This window comes from Streptomyces sp. NPDC004721 (assembly GCF_053601495.1).
Map to the genome: position 1 here is coordinate 46,779 of NZ_JBSGBZ010000010.1, position 17,002 is coordinate 63,780.

16 protein-coding genes are annotated in these 17,002 nt (G+C 72.3%); 7 read left to right on the top strand and 9 right to left on the bottom strand.

Going from position 1 to position 17,002, the window contains the following annotated elements:
- The first annotated feature begins 124 nt into the window (after window positions 1-124).
- A complete protein-coding gene (locus tag ACWEK3_RS11465) occupies window positions 125-1,942 on the top strand; it encodes a complex I subunit 5 family protein (RefSeq protein WP_453249566.1) in 1,818 nt (605 codons plus the stop codon).
- Between the two features lie 22 nt (window positions 1,943-1,964).
- Here ACWEK3_RS11465 and ACWEK3_RS11470 read toward each other — a convergent pair whose 3' ends face one another.
- The 4 genes from ACWEK3_RS11470 to ACWEK3_RS11485 form a co-directional block, all read right to left on the bottom strand.
- Entirely contained in the window at window positions 1,965-2,540 is a 576-nt protein-coding gene (locus tag ACWEK3_RS11470) for a cysteine hydrolase family protein (protein WP_390875713.1), read from the bottom strand.
- A 26-nt stretch (window positions 2,541-2,566) separates the two neighbouring features.
- A complete protein-coding gene (locus tag ACWEK3_RS11475) occupies window positions 2,567-3,523 on the bottom strand; it encodes an LLM class F420-dependent oxidoreductase (protein WP_453249567.1) in 957 nt (318 codons plus the stop codon).
- Window positions 3,524-3,653: 130 nt separating this feature from the next.
- Window positions 3,654-4,208 (bottom strand): YciI family protein, encoded by a 555-nt coding sequence (locus ACWEK3_RS11480; RefSeq protein WP_450542733.1) that lies wholly within the window; start codon window positions 4,206-4,208, stop codon window positions 3,654-3,656.
- An 80-nt stretch (window positions 4,209-4,288) separates the two neighbouring features.
- Window positions 4,289-4,939, bottom strand: a complete 651-nt coding sequence (locus ACWEK3_RS11485; RefSeq protein WP_453249568.1) for a class I SAM-dependent methyltransferase — start codon at window positions 4,937-4,939, stop codon at window positions 4,289-4,291.
- A gap of 281 nt (window positions 4,940-5,220) precedes the next feature.
- Between ACWEK3_RS11485 and ACWEK3_RS11490 the strand changes: the two genes are divergently transcribed.
- Window positions 5,221-5,703 (top strand): hypothetical protein, encoded by a 483-nt coding sequence (locus ACWEK3_RS11490; RefSeq protein WP_453249569.1) that lies wholly within the window; start codon window positions 5,221-5,223, stop codon window positions 5,701-5,703.
- Between the two features lie 66 nt (window positions 5,704-5,769).
- Here ACWEK3_RS11490 and ACWEK3_RS11495 read toward each other — a convergent pair whose 3' ends face one another.
- From ACWEK3_RS11495 to ACWEK3_RS11505, 3 genes are all read right to left on the bottom strand, one after another.
- Complete coding sequence (locus tag ACWEK3_RS11495; protein ID WP_453249570.1) at window positions 5,770-6,036, bottom strand: hypothetical protein; 267 nt, start codon at window positions 6,034-6,036, stop codon at window positions 5,770-5,772.
- A gap of 113 nt (window positions 6,037-6,149) precedes the next feature.
- Window positions 6,150-7,517, bottom strand: coding sequence for a hypothetical protein (locus ACWEK3_RS11500; RefSeq protein ID WP_453249571.1), 1,368 nt, complete (start codon window positions 7,515-7,517; stop codon window positions 6,150-6,152).
- Window positions 7,518-7,676: 159 nt separating this feature from the next.
- Window positions 7,677-8,123 carry a LytR C-terminal domain-containing protein gene (locus ACWEK3_RS11505; protein WP_453249572.1) on the bottom strand — a complete coding sequence of 149 codons (447 nt, stop codon included), beginning with the start codon at window positions 8,121-8,123 and terminating at the stop codon, window positions 7,677-7,679.
- Between the two features lie 137 nt (window positions 8,124-8,260).
- On the opposite strand from ACWEK3_RS11505, the gene ACWEK3_RS11510 reads away from it, so the two are divergent.
- Complete coding sequence (locus ACWEK3_RS11510) at window positions 8,261-9,007, top strand: MBL fold metallo-hydrolase (protein ID WP_450542722.1); 747 nt, start codon at window positions 8,261-8,263, stop codon at window positions 9,005-9,007.
- A gap of 10 nt (window positions 9,008-9,017) precedes the next feature.
- A complete protein-coding gene (locus tag ACWEK3_RS11515) occupies window positions 9,018-10,277 on the top strand; it encodes a DUF4032 domain-containing protein (RefSeq protein WP_384427533.1) in 1,260 nt (419 codons plus the stop codon).
- A 1-nt stretch (window position 10,278) separates the two neighbouring features.
- Here ACWEK3_RS11515 and ACWEK3_RS11520 read toward each other — a convergent pair whose 3' ends face one another.
- Window positions 10,279-11,151 carry a universal stress protein gene (locus tag ACWEK3_RS11520; RefSeq protein ID WP_450542720.1) on the bottom strand — a complete coding sequence of 291 codons (873 nt, stop codon included), beginning with the start codon at window positions 11,149-11,151 and terminating at the stop codon, window positions 10,279-10,281.
- Between the two features lie 200 nt (window positions 11,152-11,351).
- Between ACWEK3_RS11520 and ACWEK3_RS11525 the strand changes: the two genes are divergently transcribed.
- The 3 genes from ACWEK3_RS11525 to ACWEK3_RS11535 are packed head-to-tail and all read left to right on the top strand — an operon-like array spanning window position 11,352 to window position 14,871.
- The gene (locus ACWEK3_RS11525) at window positions 11,352-13,028 is read left to right on the top strand and encodes an FAD-dependent oxidoreductase (protein WP_390727778.1); all 1,677 of its coding nucleotides are present in this window, start codon (window positions 11,352-11,354) and stop codon (window positions 13,026-13,028) included.
- The gene (locus tag ACWEK3_RS11530; protein ID WP_453249573.1) at window positions 13,025-14,524 is read left to right on the top strand and encodes an ATP-binding protein; all 1,500 of its coding nucleotides are present in this window, start codon (window positions 13,025-13,027) and stop codon (window positions 14,522-14,524) included. Before ACWEK3_RS11525 ends, ACWEK3_RS11530 begins: the two co-directional genes overlap by 4 nt.
- Entirely contained in the window at window positions 14,521-14,871 is a 351-nt protein-coding gene (locus ACWEK3_RS11535; RefSeq protein WP_361410683.1) for a UBP-type zinc finger domain-containing protein, read from the top strand. The genes ACWEK3_RS11530 and ACWEK3_RS11535 overlap by 4 nt, the downstream gene beginning before the upstream one ends.
- Before the next feature lie 73 nt (window positions 14,872-14,944).
- Here the strand turns inward: ACWEK3_RS11535 and ACWEK3_RS11540 are convergent, their stop codons facing one another.
- Complete coding sequence (locus ACWEK3_RS11540) at window positions 14,945-16,741, bottom strand: M4 family metallopeptidase (protein ID WP_453249574.1); 1,797 nt, start codon at window positions 16,739-16,741, stop codon at window positions 14,945-14,947.
- Between the last annotated feature and the right edge of the window lie 261 nt (window positions 16,742-17,002).

Genomic DNA, 17,002 nt, shown 5'->3' on the forward strand with positions numbered 1-17,002 from the left:
TGAGCAGGGCAGTTGAGGGTGAGATGCCGGTCCACCTGACGGCGAACCGGCTTTCCCTGCCCTGCTCCGCAGGGGTTCGTTTCCTCCCCGGCCTGAAGGCCGGGGTATCCACGAAGGAGATCTGATGACCGCAGCCGACCTCCTGCCCCTGGCCGTGGCGATCCCCCTGCTCGGCTCCACCCTCCTCGCCGTCGCCGGCCGCGCCCTGCCCCGCCTCGGCTGCGACGTCCTGGCGACCGCGGCCGCCGCCGCCGAGGTGGTCTGCCTCGCCCTGCTGTGGGGGCGCGGCGGCGGGCTCGCCACCTCGGACCTGGGCGGCTGGCCGGCCCGGCTCGGCATCGTCCTCGCCGCCGACCGGATCGGCGTCGGGCTGGCTCTGCTGGTCGCCGTGCTCGTACTGGCCGTCCTCGTCTACTCGTGGCGGTACTTCGACGAGCCCAAGGGCCATCACGCGGGGATCTTCCCCGCCCTGATCCTGCTGTTCGAGGCCGGCATGGCCGGCTTCGCGCTCACCGGCGACCTGTTCAACGCCTTCGTCTTCTTCGAGCTCATGGGAGCGGCCGCGTACGCGCTGACCGGCTACCACATCGAGGATCCCCGCCCCCTCCAAGGCGCCCTCACCTTCGGCGTCGTCACGTCCTTCGCCGCCTACTGCTCCCTGCTCGGCATCGGCCTCCTCTACGCCCGCACCGGCGAGCTGAACCTCGCCCGCCTCGGCGAGCGGCTGGCCGGCCACCCCACCGACATGCTGACCGTCGTCGCCTTCGTCCTCGTCGCCACCGCCCTGCTGGTGAAGGCCGCGGCGGTGCCGTTCCACTTCTGGCTGCCGGACGCCCACGCGGTCGCCCCCACCCCGGTGTGCATGCTGATGTCCGGCGTCATGGTCGAACTCGGTGTCTATGGCATCGCCCGCGTGTACTGGACCGTCTTCGCCGGCCCCGGCGGCCTGCCCCACCAGGCGTTCCGGTCGGTCTTCGTGGCCCTGGGCGTGCTCACCGCGCTGGTCGGCGCCGTGATGTGCTGGCAGCAGCGGCACCTCAAGCGCCTCCTGGCGTTCTCCACCGTCAGCCATGTCGGCCTGTTCACCATCGGCGTCGCCCTGCTCACCCCGGACGGGGTGGCCGGAACCGCGCTGTACGTCGCCGCCCACGGCTGCGTCAAGGCGGCGCTGTTCGGGCTGACCGGGGTACTGCTGGACCGCTACGGCTCGGTCGACGAACACGGTCTGCACGGCAGGGCCCGTGCCCTGCGTCCGGTGGGTGTGCTGTTCGCGGCCGGGGCCCTCGCCGTGGCCGGGCTGCCGCCGTTCGGCACCGGCCTGGGCAAAGCGCTCACCGAGGACGCCGCGGGACACTGGCAGCCGTGGCTGCCCGCCGTGTTCGTCGCCGCCTCCGCGGTCACCGGCGCCGCCGTGCTCCGCGCGGGCCTGCGGGTCTTCTGGGGCACCGGCCCGGTACCGCTCAGCCGGCCCGGCGAACAGGAGACCACCGGCGAGGGCGAGGAACCCGAGATCCGGGCCCCGCGGCGCACCCTGCCGCCGGCCATGACCCTCGTCCCCGCCGCCCTCCTCGCGCTCGCCGCGACGCTGGGCTGCGTACCCGTGATCGGCTCCGCCCTCGCGCCCGGAGCCGCCGTCTTCACCGACCGCGCCCGCTATGCCGCCGCCGTCCTCACCCACCAGGGCGCGGCGCCCGCCGGCCGCGCACCGGCCGCCGCCTGGACCGCCACCGGCGTGGCACTCGGGCTGCTGTCCACGGGCATCGCCGTCGCGCTCGCCGTCGCCGCCGTCCACCAGCGCGCGCCGCGGCTGTCCGAGCGGCACCCCGCCGCCCGGGCCGTCCGGGCGCTGCGCCGCCTGCATTCGGGACGCCTGGGCGACTATCTGGCCTGGCTCGCCCTCGGCATCGCGGTGCTGTGTGCCGCGCTCGCCGCCCAGTCCTGAACGCGCGTCGGACGCGGCGGCGTCATGGTGCCGTGAAGTCCACTTCGCCTGCCGTGACGATCCTGGCGCCCATGTTGCGCTCCATCATCTCCAGGGCGGCCGCCTCGAGATGGGGATGGATGGACGCGACGGCGTCCCTCGGCACCGTGACCGACAGATGGCGGATGTGCGCGTCCAGGGCTGAGTAGAGGACGCACTGCTCGGTGACCTGACCGCACAACACCACGTTCCCGACCTCCAGTTGCCACAGCAGATAGGACATGGGCGTCTCGTGGAAGACGGAGTGGCGGGCCTTGACCACGAACAGCGAGTCGTCGTCGGGCCGTATCGGCTCGACCAGTTCGGCGTGCGACCGGGCCAACGCGGTCTCCACCAGCTCTCCGTGGTGGGAGCGCCACAGCCCGAAGTTGTCGTTGGCGTAGATCACCGGCACGTCCGCGGCGCGGGCCCGCCCGATCAGGTGCGCCACGACGGGAACCACCCGGCGGGCGGAAGGGACGAGCAGCTCGGCGTCCTCGTGGTCGTACGTGTTGATCATGTCGATCACGATGAGCGCGCAACCGCCCTGCCGCCTCCCCCGGTCTCCGGGCCCGGGCACCGCGTCCGCCACCTCTTGTCCGCCGGTCAGTCGCGCAGCCGCGGAAGGACCTTGGTGCGGTAGAAGTCGAAGAAGCCCTGCTGGTCCTTGCCGATCTGGCTGACGTGCACCGCGTCGAATCCGGCATCGACGTACGCGTTCAGCGCCTCGATGTGGACGTCCGGATCGTCGCCGCACGGTACGGCGGCCGCCACCTGGTCCTCGGTGACCAGTTGGGACGCCTGCTCGAAGTGGCGTGGGGTGGACAGGATCTGCGTGAGTTCCCCGGGGAGCTGTTCGGTGGCCCAGAGACGGTGCGCGGTGCGGACCGCCTCCCGCTGGTCCGTGCCCCAGCACACCTTGAGCCCGCCGTACACCGGGTGGGTGCCGCCGCCACCGCGCCGGAAGCGCTCGACGAGGGCGATGTCGGGCATCATCGTGATCAGCCCGTCCCCGATCCGCGCGGCGGCCTCGGCCGCCTGCGGGCCGAAGGCGGAGACGTCGATGGGCACCGGCTGCTCGGGCAAGGTGTACAGGCGGGCATTCTCCACGGTGTAGTGCCTGCCGCGATGGCTGGTCTGCTCGCCGGTGAACAGTTTCCGGATGATCTGGAGCGCCTCCTCCAGCATTTCCAGACGTACCGACGCCTCTGGCCACGGGCCGCCCAGGATGTGTTCGTTGAGCGCCTCGCCGGTGCCGACTCCCAGCCGGAACCGGCCACCGAGCTGTACGGCGCTGGTGGCGGCCGCCTGCGCGATCACGACGGGATGGTTGCGCACCAGCGGGCAGGTCACCGCCGTCTCCACCGGCAGGGAGACGGCCTGCGAGAGGGCGCCCACCACCGACCACACGAACGGGCTCTGTCCCTGGCGGTCGTTCCACGGGTGGTAGTGGTCCGAAATCCACAAGGAAGTGAAACCGGCCTGCTCGGCCATCCTGGCCTGCTCGACGAGCTCCGCGGGGTTGTGCTCCTCGGACGACAGAAAGTACCCGAAGTCAGCCATCACTGCTCCTGACGGATCGTGCCTGCGGCTCCGCGATGGCTTTCCCGAGTACCCGTAACGGGGCGGGGCGCACGTCGTGGCCGCAGGGACAATCAGCGCAGTCGAGCCGTCGGCTCGGTTCCTCTCCTGGTCAGGACGGCCGGCCGCCGAACCGCCAGGTGTGGACCTCGACGTCCGCGTACCGGGCCGGGGCCAGGACGGCCCGTGCCGTGTCCGGGTCCGGCGCCCGGACCAGGGCCGCCGTGCCCAGCCAGGCGGCTCCGTCGTCGGACAGCAACGGTCCGTACGCGATCAGCTCGTCCCGGTCGGTCGGTGCGGTCGGGGCATCGGCGGCCTGATCCGTGCCGAGGCCGAGCACGAGGTAGCGGTCGCCGCCGTCCCGGCCGCCGGGGAAGTCCCACATCGTGCGGCCGAGCGCGTTGCGCCACCGGAGCAGCAGTACGTCCCGGTAGACGCCGGCCTGGTGGTTGGGCTCGTCGAAGGCGAACGCGCGGGCGGCGGCGGGATCCGGCAGGCCGAGGATGTGCACGCTGCCGGTGAGTGTCTCACCGTCGTCGGCGAACGTCGGGCCGCGGGCGATCATCTCCTTCGCGTACCGGTCCATGTAGGACCAGTGCTCCTCCAGCTTCTCGTGGCGCAACGCCAGGGAGCCGGGCCGGTCACGGTGGTAGCAGAAGAACTCCATGCCGCAGACCCTTCCGCAAGGCGGGGCGGCATCTCAACCGGCTTTGGCAGGCCGCCGGGCCCGCCGAAGCCGGCCGCCGGTCATCCGAGGTGCTCAGCCGTGCTCATCAGCAGGTGGCCCCGGCGGAACCGCTCCCCTTCGCGGGGCTCGCGCAGCATCCGGCCGACCTCGGCGAAGCCGGCGTCGCCGGCCAGGTCCGCGAGGTCGTCGATCGGCCACCGGTAGGCCGTCGTCACCTTGTGGTCGAACGGCGTGACCGGCCCGCCCTCCGACTCGAAGAAGCCGAGCAGGAGGTGGCCGCCGGGCGCGAGCACCCGCCGGAACTCGGCGAAGTACGAGGGGATGTCCCGCGGAGGGGTGTGGATGACCGAATACCAGGCCACGATGCCTCGCAGCGTGCCGTCGGCCAGGTCGAGGGCGTCCATGGAACCGACCTCGAACCGCAGGTCTGGGTAGGCATCGCGGGCGAGGTCGATCATCACCGGGGACAGGTCGACGCCGAAGACCTCCAGCCCCAGGTTCCGCAGGTGCGCGGTCACCCGTCCAGGGCCGCATCCCAGCTCGGCGACGGGCCCGGGTCCGGTGGTCCGGGCGAGTTCGGCGAACGCGGCGATCACCGCGCGGTCCAGCGGAAGGGCGTCGAGCTCGTCGCGGACGAGGTCGGCATAGCGGACGGCGATGGCGTCATAGGCCTCGGCCGTCGTGCCGAGGTGCGAGGAGGATTGAGTCACAAGCGAGAACCCTAGAGCCCCTACTTGCGCGAGCACGCAAGTAGGGGGCTATGCTGCTGGACGGCAGCAGGAGGCGCCTCGTCGTCCCGTCCTCTGCGCTCCAGCGCGCCGAAGAGCGCACTGGAGCGCACTTCCATCATCTTCCGCTCATCGGTGCGCGCTCTGCACCGGCAGCGGCCCACGGGGATTTCAAGCGGGACCGGCCCTGCCGTCGGCCCGCTCTCAAGTACCGCCCGCCCACGGATCAGGGACCGGAACAACGAGCAGCCCTCGGTGCGACGATGGAACACGGAAAGAGGGAAGGGCAGTTGGTGATGAAGGCCCTGCCGCATCCGCGCAACGGCGCCGGCACCGCCGTCCTCTGCGTGCTCACACTCACCGCGCTGGAGATGACCGTCCTGGCCACCGCCCCGGCGGCATACCGTCCGGTCATCGGCGGCGCACTGCTGGGAGCGGCCGTCACGGCCTTCGCCCTCGCAGCGGCGCTGCGCGCGGATCGCAAGGCCACCCGGCGAGCGCGGCGCCGCCTTCTGGAGGTGAGGGACGTGTCGTCGTTCACCTCCCGCACCTTGGAGGGCTTCCCCATGGAAGCGGTCCGGCCCCGTCTGCTGGGCCCGAGTGCGCCCTCCCTCAACCACCTTTACACCGCGTGGGCCTTCGCCTCCCGTGGCCATGACACCGCCTGGCTCGTACGCCACCTCGACCTGCCCGCGGATCTGGCCCGGTTGCTGACCGAAACTGCTGCCATCCGCCTGCGGGACTGACCACGGACACCGGTTTCAACCGGCAAAATCGATGCCGGAACCCGCTGCATGTCAGTGACGAAGGTGTCACGTGCCGCCCTGGACCAGCAGGGCGATCCGGTCGGAGTCGAAGACCACCCAGCGTGAAGAGGCGCACCCCGACAGCCTCAGCCGGCACAGGGTGTCCCCCTCAGGGCTGATCCACCATCCGGTGACGGCGCCCGGCCAGGTCCAGCCGGACCCATCACACACCTCGACCGGCCGGTAGGTGACCCGGACCTGCTCTTCCGGCGGCAGTGGACCTCCCCTGGCCAGTTCTTCCAGCAGACCCTCGGCCGTGGTCGTGTCCGGCACGGCTCTGCCCCTCCCAGCTCTCTCATCCTTGTTGCCCTGTCGGGCAATTGATTGCCTGCCCCCGAGGGCACCTGGGCGCACGGAGCGAGTGGTCCGGCCACCGCCCGGCGAGATCACCCCCAGTCGCCGCCGAAGCCACCCCCGCCGTCCGACCCGAAACCACCGTCGAATCCCCCCGCGAAGTCGGAGGCTCGGAAGTCCGCACCGGAGAACTCGCCGCCGTCCGGCAGATCGGGGCCGGACGAGACGCCATCGCCGGAGCCTGCGAAGGCGGACGGCGCGCTGAGCAGGCTGCCCAGCAGCGTGCCGGCGAGCAGGCCGCCGACCACCGCGCCCGCGCCGCCGAAGTAGCCGCCCGCCCACGGCGCGTACGCCGGACCGGCGTTCCAGTACGGCTGGGCGCCCTGGCCGGTGTCGACCATCCGCGTCATCGGCTGCCCACCCTGAATGACCCGTGCGGCGTCTTCCGCGCAGGCGGGGACCATCCGCGGCACGCCGCCGGGCGGGCTCCAGTTCACATCGTCGGCCGAGGGGCCGTGACGGGGGTCGAAGAAGCAGGGCACACGGCGCTCGGGCAGCGGCGTTCCATTGCGGCGGGCGGCCAGGGTGGCCAGGGCGAAGCGGCCGTCGGCCAGCGTAGCGGTCACCGGCTGCACGTCCTGAGGCTTGGCCGCAGCGGCCATCTGCTGTTTGGCCAGCTCATAGGCGTCGAGGGCGTGGGAGTAGTCGTTGCGCATCTCGTCGGTGGCCCCTGGCTCGGACGGGGAGAAGGCCAGTCGGTCCACTTCCTCGCCGAAGGCGGTGATGTCCTCGTCCACCACCACCCGCAGCGCCTCCAACTCCCTTTGCTCGGCCTCCCGCCGCTTCTTCGCCCGCCGGTACAGCGCATATCCGCCCCCGGCCGCCCCGGCCGCGAGCAGGCCGCCGACCATCAGCCCGCCGCTGCCGGAGCCGCCCTCACCACTGTCCTGCCAGGACGCAGGGGCGTGCCCCTTCGTCTGCTTGACGGCCTGGTCGACGAACGCGTTCAACTGCGCCTCCGCGTCCGAGGCGTAGGAGCGCTGCACCGCTCCCCGCAGGTTGTCGACGGCGCTCTGCGACATCACCTGATGGTCCGCCTTGGCGTTGAACAACTCGCCCAGGCGCACGGCGTACACCCCGCTGATGCCGGTGAGTGAGCGCAGGTCCGGCATCAGGGACGCCTGCGGGTAGTCGGAGGACCGGGGCAGTACCGCCACGAAGACCGGCTTGTCCGCGGCCTCGATCTTCGCCGCGAGCTTGTCGGCCGCGGACTTCGGCAACTGCCCCGCGGCTCGCGGATCGATGTACACCGGCCCCTTCTTGAAGGCTTCCGCCACGGCCCCCGTGCCGGCGTTCGTGGCCGCCGGCGCGCCGAAAGCCGGCGGGGCGAGTCCCACAAGAGCTGTCACCCCCACGACGGCGAGGGCCCGGGCGAAGCGAGACCGTGGCGAAACAGGCATGGCTGAGACCTCCTTGCGAGGGAGTGACCGCCCCGCCTCCGGAACAACGTCGGTGCACGGAGGGAACGAACAGACCCCCACGCTCTTTCACTTGCGCAATAAGGAAAGTATGCCAGACGGTGCTGCGCCCAGGCCGAGTTCGACGGGAGCGTCAGCGACTCAGTTGACGCACGGCACCCCGCCCGCCTTCACAGCGGGGCCCGAGTCGGCGGGCGACGACGAGTTCGACTCCGCGGCGGCAGGTGACGACGCCTGTTGGCTGGGCAGCGCGTAGTTCTCGCCCAGGGTGACCACGACATGGCCGGCGGGCACGGCCGAACTGGCAGCCGGGGCAGCGGCGTTGAACCGACCGGCGATCCACTGCGCCGCCTGCTGAGCACCGGGGCCGTAGACGACGGTGGTGGCGGGCTGTGCGGCCGCGTTGCCGGTCGCACCGGCCGTGTAGCCGAGCTCGACCAGGTAGGACAGCGCGGCGGAGGCCTCGCCCGGGGCGCCGCTTCCGTTGCGTACGTCGACGATGGCGGGCGCGGCCGGTGCCGTACCCGCCGCGGTGGCAGCCGACGACGGGGCCCCTCTTCCATGCGCGAGACGAAGAAGCGCGACCAAGAGTCGCACAGTCGCACACGTGAGCGAATGCCAAGTACACGGCACCGACAAACTGTGCGCGTCCGCTCTTCGATCTACCCTGGGACGCATCTGGTGGGCTGCCCCGTCGGACAGCCGCCCGGGATGCGAGGAGAGCGATGCGCGCGGACGTGCAGCAGGTCGCCGACGGCACCTATCTGGTGCACGGCGGCAACACGAACTGGGTGATCCTGACCGAGGGCGACGCCGTCACACTGATCGACACCGGCTACCCCGGCGACCGCCAGCAACTGCTCGACTCGCTGGCGGCGGTGGGGAGTTCGCCCCAGGCGGTGGCGGCCGTACTGATCACCCACGCGCACAACGACCACCTGGGCAACGCCGAGTACCTGCGCCGCGCCTACGGCACCCCGGTGCATCTGCACGAGACCGAACTGCCGCACGCACGGCGGGAGTTCCTGCACCAGGTGACCGTCAGGCAGGTGCTGCGCAACGGCTGGCGGCCCGGTGTGCTGCCCTGGGCGGTGCACGCGCTGCGCCTCGGCGGCACCGCGCACGTCCCGGTCGCCGCGCCCGAGCCGTTCCCGGCCGCCGGCCCGCTGGACCTGCCGGGGCGGCCCGTGCCCGTGCACACGCCCGGCCACACCCGGGGCCACACCGTGTTCCACCTCCCCGACACCGGCGTGCTGGTCTCCGGCGACGCCCTGGTGAGCGGCCACCCCACCTCACGCCTGACCGGCCCGCAACTGCTGCCCGACATGTTCCACCACCAACGCGCCCAGGCGCTGGCCTCGTTGGGCAGGCTCGAACGCCTCGATGGAGACCTGCTGCTGCCCGGCCACGGCCCCGTGCTCCGCGGTCCGGTGCGGCAGGCGGCGCTGCAGGCGCGGGAACGCGCCCTTTAGGGTTCGTGCCATGGGTCTGCAGATCAGCGCCACCAACCCGGAGCACCCCGCGCTCCTGCTCGAACTGCCGTGGCGGACACCACTGGAGGAGTGGCCCGAGGAGTACCTCGTGCCGCTGCCGCGCGGCATCTCGCGGCACGTGGTGCGCTACGCCCGCGCCGGCGACGAGGTGGTCGCCGTCAAGGAACTCGCCGAACGGCCCGCGCTGCGCGAGTACGAGCTGCTGCGCGACCTGGACCGGCTCGGCATCCCCGCGGTGGACGCGCTGGCCGTGGTCACCGGCCGCACCGACCGCGCGGGCGAGCCGCTGGAGCCGGTGCTGATCACCCGGCACCTGGGCGGGTCGATGCCGTACCGCTCGATGTTCGAGACCACCCTGCGCCCGGCCACCATGCACCGCCTGATGGACGCCCTGGCCGTCCTGCTGGTGCGGCTGCACCTGGCCGGGTTCGCCTGGGGCGACTGCTCACTGTCCAACACGCTGTTCCGGCGCGACGCCGGCGCGTACGCCGCCTACCTGGTGGACGCCGAGACCGGCGAGCTGCACCGGCGGCTGAGCCCCGGACAGCGGGAGTACGACCTCGACCTGGCCCGCGTCAACATCAGCGGCGAGCTGCTGGACCTGGAGGCCTCCGGGGCGCTGCACCCCTCGGTGGACCCGGTCGAGTTCGGCACCGAGATCTGCGCCCGCTACCGCGGCCTGTGGCAGGAGCTGACCCGCACCTCGGTCTACCCGGCGGGCAAGTACCACTACATCGAGCGCCGGATCAGACGGCTCAACGACCTCGGCTTCGACGTGGCCGAGATGCAGATCGAGAGCTCCACCACCGGCGACACGGTCACCTTCGTGCCCAAGGTCGTCGACGCCGGCCACCACCAGCGGCAGTTGCTGCGCCTGACCGGCCTGGACACCGAGGAGAACCAGGCGCGACGGCTGCTGACCGACCTGGAGAGCTGGATGGCCACCCAGGACGACTACGCGCCGGGCGGCACCCGGCCGGAGCCGGGCGGCGGGCATTCGCTCGCCGCGCGTCCGGAGGTGCTGGCGCACCGCTGGGTGCGGGAGGTGTTCCGTCCCACCGTGCGGGCGGTGCCGGGCGAGCTACGCGGCACCATGGACCCGGCCGAGCTGTACCACGAGCTGCTGGAGCACCGCTGGTACCTGTCCGAGCGGGCGCAGCACGACATCGGCCTCGACACCGCGGTGCAGGACTACGTCAGGAACGTCCTGCCCGGGGCACGCCGGGCGCCGGACACGGCGCCCGGGTGACTCACGGGTGCGGGACGACGGCCACCGGGCAGCCGGCGTGGTGCAGCATCCCGCTCGCGACGGAGCCGATCCGCGCGCCCACCGCGGTGCGGCGCGCCCGGCGGCCCACGACCAGCAGCTGGGCGTGCTCGGCCGCGGCCAGCAGCACCTGGCCCGCGCTGCCCATCTCTACGTGCTCGACGACGGGGACGTCCGGGAAGCGCTCCCGCCACGGCTGGAGCGCCGCGGCCAGCGCCTTCCGCTCGTACGGTTCCAGCCCGCCGGCCTCGTCGAGCAGCTTGAGCGAGCCGGGGCTGTAGGCGAACACCGGCGGCAGCGTCCAGGCGCGTACCGCCCGCACCCCGGCGCCGCGCGCGGCGGCGGTCCCGAACGCGAACTCCAGGGCCGCGGCGCTGTCCTCGGGGGCGCCCTGCTGGCCCACGACGACCTCCCGGCCCGCGGCCTCGGCGGCCGGCCGGTCTCCTGTGCGCACCAGGACGACGGGCCGTTCGGTCCCGGCGATCACCTGCTGTCCGACGGAGCCGACCAGGAACCCGACGAGGGCGCCCCGTCCGCGTGAGCCGAGCACCAGCGCCTCCGACTCCGCCGCGGCGCCGAGCAGGGCCGGCACGGTGTCGTCCTCCACGGCGTCGGCGGTCACGGTCAGGCCGGGATGGCACTCGGTGACGGTCCGGGCGGCCCCGGCGACCGACTCGCGCACCCACTGGCGCTGGGTGTCCCGGTCGCCCGCGTCGAAGGCGTCGTGCACCTCGTGGCGCCAGGCCCGCACCAGGCGCAGCGGCAGCCCGCGGCGCTCGGCCTCCCGGGCGGCCCACGCCAGTGCGGCGAGGCTCTCCTCCGATCCGTCCACCCCTGCCGTGATCGGGCGCGTCATGCCGTGTGCCTCCCTGTGTGGTGAGCCGTTCTCGGTGCCAGTCTCCCCTACCGGCCGATCACCGGAGCGGGCGGCCGGGGCGATCGCCTGCCGCGTACCCGGGCGAAGCGGGACGGCCGCACATACGATGGGCAGGAGCCGGCGTGGTGACGACGGGGGCGCACCGGGCAGCCGATCCGAGCACGCGGGGTGACAGCCGGATGACACAGGCCGTGGAGCAGGCCCGGACCGTCATCATGACCGTGGACGACGATCCGGGGGTCTCCCGCGCCGTCGCCCGGGACCTCAGGCGGCGCTACGGCGGGTCGTACCGGATCGTGCGCGCCGAGTCCGGCGAGTCCGCGCTGGACGCGCTGCGCGAGCTGAAGCTGCGCGGCGACCCCGTCGCCGTCATCCTGGCCGACTTCCGCATGCCGCGGATGAACGGCATCGAGTTCCTCGAACGCGCCCTGGACATCCACCCGGGCGCCCGGCGGGTTCTGCTGACCGCGTACGCGGACACCGACGCGGCGATCGACGCGATCAACGTCGTCGACCTCGACCACTACCTGCTCAAGCCCTGGGACCCGCCCGAGGAGAAGCTGTACCCGGTCCTGGACGACCTGCTCCAGGTCTGGCGGGCCGGCGACTACCGGCCGGTGCCGAGCACGAAGGTGGTCGGGCACCGCTGGTCGGCGCGGTCCTCCCAGGTGCGGGAGTTCCTGGCCCGCAACCAGGTGCCGTATCGCTGGTACTCCTCGGACGAACCGGAGGGCAGGCGGCTGCTGGCCGCGGCCGGGCAGGACGGTCAGCGGCTGCCGCTGGTGGTCACCCCGGACGGCACCCCGCTGCTCGAACCGGAGCCGGCCGAACTCGCGGCCCACGTGGGGCTCGCGACGACGCCGGCGGCCGACTTCTACGACCTGGTGGTGGTCGGTGGCGGCCCGGCGGGGCTCGGCGCGGCCGTCTACGGGGCCTCCGAGGGGCTGCGGACGGTGCTCGTGGAGCGCTCGGCGACCGGCGGGCAGGCGGGGCAGAGCTCCCGGATCGAGAACTACCTCGGGTTCCCGAACGGCGTCTCCGGCGCCCAGCTCACCGACCGGGCCCGCCGGCAGGCGACGAGGTTCGGCGCGGAGATCCTGACCGCGCGCGAGGTGACCGGCCTGGAGATCTGCGGCGCGGCGCGGATCGTGCGGTTCTCCGACGGTTCGGCGGTCGCCGCGCACAGCGTGATCCTGGCGACCGGCGTGTCCTACCGGCAGCTCCCGGCGCCCGGCGTGGAGGAGCTGACGGGGTGTGGGGTGTTCTACGGCTCGGCGCTGACCGAGGCGCCCTCCTGCCAGGGGCAGGACATCTACATCGTCGGCGGCGCCAACTCCGCCGGGCAGGCCGCGATGTACCTGTCCCGGGGCGCGAAGTCGGTGACCCTGCTGGTGCGCGGGGCGTCACTGGCGGCGTCGATGTCGTACTACCTGATCCAGCAGATCGAAGAGGCCCCCAACATCACGGTGCGCACGGGCACCGTCGTGGACGCCGCGCACGGCTCGGGCCACCTGGAGAAGCTGGCCCTGCGCGACACGGCCACCGGGGAGACCGAACTCGTCGACACCCAGTGGATGTTCGTGTTCATCGGCGCGGCGCCGCGGACCGACTGGCTGGGCGGCACGGTGCTGCGGGACGGGCGCGGTTTCATCCTGTCCGGGCCCGACCTCACCGCCGACGGCCGGCCGCCCCCCGGGTGGGAGCTGGACCGGCCGCCGTACCACCTGGAGACCAGCGTGCCCGGCGTGTTCGTCGCCGGTGACGCGCGGGCGGAGTCCGCCAAGCGGGTCGCGTCCGCCGTCGGAGAGGGAGCCATGGCCGTGTTGCTCGTCCACCGTTACCTGGAGCAGTCGTGAGCGGCCGGCGGATGCCGTGCAGCCCCGGTGAGATCGGCTCGCTGTTCCTGTTCGAGAAGCTCCGGCCCGAGCAGATGGGCCGGCTGTGCGCCGAGGGGCGGGTGGAGATGTTCGACGCCGGCCCGGTGTACACCGAGGGCGAGCCGGCCACCTGCTTCTACGTGATGATCGAGGGCACGGTGGTGCTCTCCCGCCGGGTCGGCGGAGACGACGTGGAGGTCATCCGAACCTCGCAGCGTGGGGTGTACTCGGGCGCCATGCAGGCCTACCTCGGGGACCGGCTGCGGCAGGTCTACATCAACTCGATGCGGGTCACGGAGCCGACGCGGTTCTTCGTGCTGCCCGCCGACGCGTTCGCGGACATCATGCGGGAATGGTTCCCGATGGCGGTGCACCTGCTGGAGGGGCTGTTCTTCGGGTCCAAGAGCACCCAGGCGGCCGTCGGGCAGCGTGAGCGGCTGCTGGCACTCGGCTCGCTGTCCGCCGGACTGACCCATGAGCTCAACAACCCCGCGGCGGCGGCCGTCCGGGCCACCGCGACGCTACGGGAGCGGGTGGCCAAGATGCGGCGCAAGCTCGCCTTGATCGCCGAGGGTCCGTTCTCGCGGGACCAGTTGACCAGCCTGATGGAGATCCAGGAGCGTACGGCCGAGCGGGTCGCCAAGGCCCCGGACCTCAGCCCGCTCCAGGCGGCCGACCGCGAGGACGCCCTCACCGACTGGCTGGAGGACCACGGCGTCGAGCAGGGCACGCAGTTGGCCCCCGCCTTCGTGCAGGCGGGGCTGGACGTCGACTGGCTGGAGCAGGTCGCGGCGGCCGTCGACGAGGAGATCCTGCCGGGTGCCGTGGGGTGGCTCAACTACACGGTGGAGACGGAGCTGCTGATGGACGAGATCGCGGACTCCACCACCCGGATCTCCCGTCTCGTGGACGCCGCCAAGCAGTACTCCCAGCTGGACCGTGCCCCCTACCAGGTCGCCGATGTGCACGAACTCCTCGACAGCACCCTGCTGATGCTGTCGGGCAAGATCGGTCCGCGTATCGATGTCGTCAAGGAGTACGACCGTACGCTGCCGCGGGTCCCCGCCTACCCGGCCGAACTCAACCAGGTGTGGACCAATCTGATCGACAACGCGGTGTCCGCCATGGACGGCGCGGGCGGCGAGGGCACGCTGACCGTGCGGACCGCGCTCCACGACGACCGGCTGCTGGTCGAGTTCCGGGACACCGGGCCGGGGGTGCCGCCGGAGATCCGGGACCGCATCTTCGACCCGTTCTTCACCACCAAGCCAGTCGGCCAGGGCACCGGCCTGGGGCTGGACATCTCCTGGCGGATCGTCGTCAACAAGCACCACGGCGCCCTCCGTGTGGACTCGGTGCCCGGCGACACCCGGTTCCAGGTGCTGCTGCCGCTGAGCGCCGGGGAAGACGACGAAATGGCGGCCGGACCGCCGCTCACCGCCGAGGACCACCCGACATCCGAGGAGCCGACATGACCCGTGACACCGGAATCGACCCCAGCGTGCCGCCCAGCGGCACCGGCTGCGCCGAGTGCGACACGGCCGGCGGCTGGTGGTTCCATCTGCGGCGCTGCGCCCGCTGCGGCCACATCGGCTGCTGCGACGACTCCCCCGGCAAGCACGCCACCGCCCACCACCGGGCCACCGGTCACCCTGTGATCCGCAGCTACGAGCCCGGCGAGGGCTGGTTCTGGAACTACGACACGAACGAGTTCTACGAGTCCGGACCCGAACTCGCGCCGCCCGAGAGCCACCCGGCGAACCAGCCGGCCCCGGGCCCGGAGGGACGCGTCCCGGCGAACTGGGCGGACACCCTGCGCTGAGCCGCGCCCCCTGCCGTACGTGCGGATGCCCCGCCCGGGCGGGGCATCCGGGTCACCGCGTTCGGACGGTCTGTCAGCGGCGGGCGGCCGGTGTGTTGGCGGCGGTGACGTTGACCGCGGCCCAGGCCCGGTCCACCGCCTTGTACTCGGTGCCGGTCGCGCCGTAGAGGTCCTTGGCCGCCTTCAGCGTCGCGACGCGCGCGTCGTGGAAGTCGGTCGTGGAGACCATGTAGCGGGTGAGCGCCCGGTAGAACACGGCCGTGGCCTTGGTGCGGCCGATGCCCTTGACCGGCAGTCCGTCGTAGGTGGGCGAGTTGTAGGTGACGGCGCCGATCTGCTTGCTGCCGCTGCCCTCGGCGAGCAGGTAGTACGCGTGCGAGGAGACGCCGGAACCGGCGTGCACCTCGGTGAAGTACACCTCGGGCGACCAGTAGTCGATCGCGCCCTCGAGCTTGTCCAGGGACGGCCGGTCGAGCCGGCGCAGGAACTTCTGCGCCAGGCCCAGCTTCTCGCCGATCAGGTAGTTCGGCGGGTTCTTCGGGTTGTTGGCGTGGAACTCGACGCCGGAACCGAAGATGTCGGCCAGTGACTCGTTCAGCGACCCGGGCTCGCCGTACTGGTTGCCGGCGTAGTCCACGAAGGTGGGTTCCAGTCCGGCGGTGGCGTCGACGACCCCGTGGGTGAGTTCGTGGCCGGTGACGTCGAGGGCGACGAGCGGCTTCTTGAACATCAGGCCGTCGCCGTCGCCGTACAGCATGCAGGTGCACGCCGGGTCCCAGAACGCGTTGGCGACCTTGTTGCCGAAGTGGACCATGGCCTGGGCACCCTTGCTGTTGTTCTTGATGCCCTTGCGCCCGAAGGACTTCTTGTAGAAGTCCAGGGTCCTGGTGATGCCGTACTGCGCGTCGACGGCGGCGCTGGCGCGGCTGGAGACGGCGCCGTTGCCCCACTTGTTGGTGGTGCTGGTGAACTTCGTACCCCGCGCGAAGTTCTCCAGCGGCTTGTTCTTGGCGTCCCGGGTCTCCGTGCCGTACCGGCTGGGGTCCTTCAGCAGGAAGCTCTTGCTCGCCGTCTGGGTGGTGGTCAGGGAGACCTTGCCCACGAACAGGGAGGAGCCGGTGCCCGTCGCGGTCCGCGGGTAGCCGGCGGCCACGGCCGACGGCGTCGCGGCGAGGGCGGCGGCCGGCGGGACGCTGCCGGTGGCCGGGTCGAGCGTCTCGCCGCGCCTGCGCAGGGTCTCGACCAGCCTGGGCGAGAGGAACTCGTCCCGGTCGGGCGTGTCGCTGCGCACCTCGCCGGTGACGGCGTCGACGACGACGGTCCGGGAGCCGCCGCTCTCGGTGGTCGCGGGGAAGGTGACCCGCACCGCGTAGGCGAGGGCGGAGGCTCCGCCGCGGGCGTCCACGACGAGCCGCGCGGTGCCCGCCTCGCCGTGGGCGGCCGAGGCGGCCCTGGCCGCCGCCTGTCGCGGGGTCAGCGCGGCCCGGGTGGCGGCGGGCCGGACGGTGTGGCCGGCGGCCCGGGTGACGCCGGTGTACCTCAGCTGCCGGTCGAGGTGGACGACGAGGTCGCCGCCGAGGACCGGCAGTCCCCGGTGGGTGCGTATGAACCGGACGTGGCGCGCGCCCTCGGGGTCGAACAGCACGTCCTGCGCCCGCAGTTCGTCCCCCTGGGTGACGCCGGTCGCCGACGCGTGGGCGAAGGCCGCGGCGACGGCGGCGGCCACCACCGAGGCGGTGGAGGTGCCTGCGGACGACACGGTGTGGTCCTGCCCCCCGGCGGGGGCGGCCAGCGCCGGGCCGGCCAGGCCCGTGACGGCCGTCGCCACCGCGACGGCGAGCGCCACGGTGCGTATATGGGGTCTGTGCACTCTCGGGAGTTCCTTCGTTCGTGGCGGAGGCCCGGATCGCCGGCCGCCGGGAGATGGCGCCGGTGCGCCATGGGAGCTGGTCGGGCCCCCGGGACGGAACTCTCATGGATGGATCATGCACATGTAAAGCACGAATGATCCATTCCGTGCGGTACAGGACAATCCTTTGCCAATCCATCCCACTCAGTGATCGGCGAAGGACCAACTGTGTGTCGTCTGTGGAGATGTGACCGGATGGGAGAAGGTTGCGTTGCCCGAATG